1 protein-coding gene and 1 pseudogene are annotated in these 1,259 nt (G+C 75.3%); both read left to right on the plus strand.

Annotation, left to right across the window (positions count from 1 at the left end):
* Positions 1 to 426, plus strand: a pseudogene (locus KS423_RS45670) (sensor histidine kinase); the annotation flags it as partial.
* A gap of 61 nt (positions 427 to 487) precedes the next feature.
* A complete protein-coding gene (locus KS423_RS45675) occupies positions 488 to 1,192 on the plus strand; it encodes a response regulator transcription factor (protein ID WP_224285540.1) in 705 nt (234 codons plus the stop codon).
* Positions 1,193 to 1,259: the final 67 nt, after the last annotated feature.

Here is a 1,259-nt window from a genome sequence, read left to right on the forward strand (position 1 = left end):
GGGCCCGTCCCGGCGGCGCCCACCGCCCCGCCGTGGCCGGTGCGCGAACTGCGCCGGGCCCGGCGTACGGTGGGTCGGACGCTGGCCGCCGTGGTGCTCGTCCCGCTGGCGACGGCCGTGCTGCTGACCGTCGCGCTGCGAGTATGGACGTTCTACGTGGTCGGCCTGTCGGTGCTGGGCCCGGAGGTCTACGCCTCCCTCCAGGTCGGGCAGGACCAGGCCGCGGTCGAGCGGCTGTTGCCGGGCCACCGGCTGCCGTACCGCCCGCCGAGCGGGCCGTCGACGCCCGCGCCGCCGTCGGGGGAAGGGGTCTCGTGCGCGTACTACGCCATCACCGCCGAGCTGTTCGTGGACCGGGCCGGCGACGCCTATCGGCTCTGCTTCCGGGACTCCCGGCTGGTCTCGCGCGACGTGCTCGTCTCCTGACCTACTGACGCGCTTCCCTTTTCTCACCACCTCCGTACCGAGCGACCGACAGGAGCCGCCGATGACCACCGCACCGATCAGGGTGCTGCTCGCCGACGACGAGCCGATGATCCGCGCCGGGCTGCGCGCGGTGCTCGCCACCGACCCGGGCATCGAGATCGTCGCCGAGGCCGGGGACGGCCGGGAGGCCGTCGAACTGGTCCGGCGCCACCGGCCGGACGTTGCCGTGCTGGACATCCGGATGCCCGGGGCGGACGGCATCACGGCCGCCGCCGAGATCCGCCGGAGTGGCCTGGCCACCGGAGTGCTCATGCTGACCACCTTCGGTGAGGACGACTACATCCTGCGCGCGCTCAGCGGCGGCGCGAACGGCTTCCTGATCAAGTCCGGTGAGCCCGAGGAGCTGCTCGCCGGGGTGCATGCGGTAGCGGGAGGGGCCGCCTACCTCTCACCCAAGGTGGCCGCCCGGGTGGTCGCCCACCTGGCTGCCACCGGGGCCGGCGGCCCCGCCGACCGGCGTGCCGGTGCCCGGGAGCAGGTGGCCGCCCTGACCACCCGGGAACGGGACGTGCTGACGCTGATCGCCGCCGGGCTGTCCAACGGTCAGATCGCCCGCCGGCTGGGGGTGGTGGAAGGCACCGTGAAGGCCCATGTGAGCTCCATCCTGGCGCGGCTGGGCGTGACCAACCGGGCGGCCGCCGCCGTCCTCGCGCACGAGGCCGGGCTGACCCTCGGTGCGACCTGCGCCGGCGGACCCCGGGACTGAGGCCGCCGCGCAGGGTGCCAGGAGCAGCCGCCCGAGGACGGGCACCCCGGCCAGGGCGGCCACGGCG

It is taken from the genome of Streptomyces sp. LS1784, from assembly GCF_020103755.1.
GTDB lineage: Bacteria > Actinomycetota > Actinomycetes > Streptomycetales > Streptomycetaceae > Kitasatospora.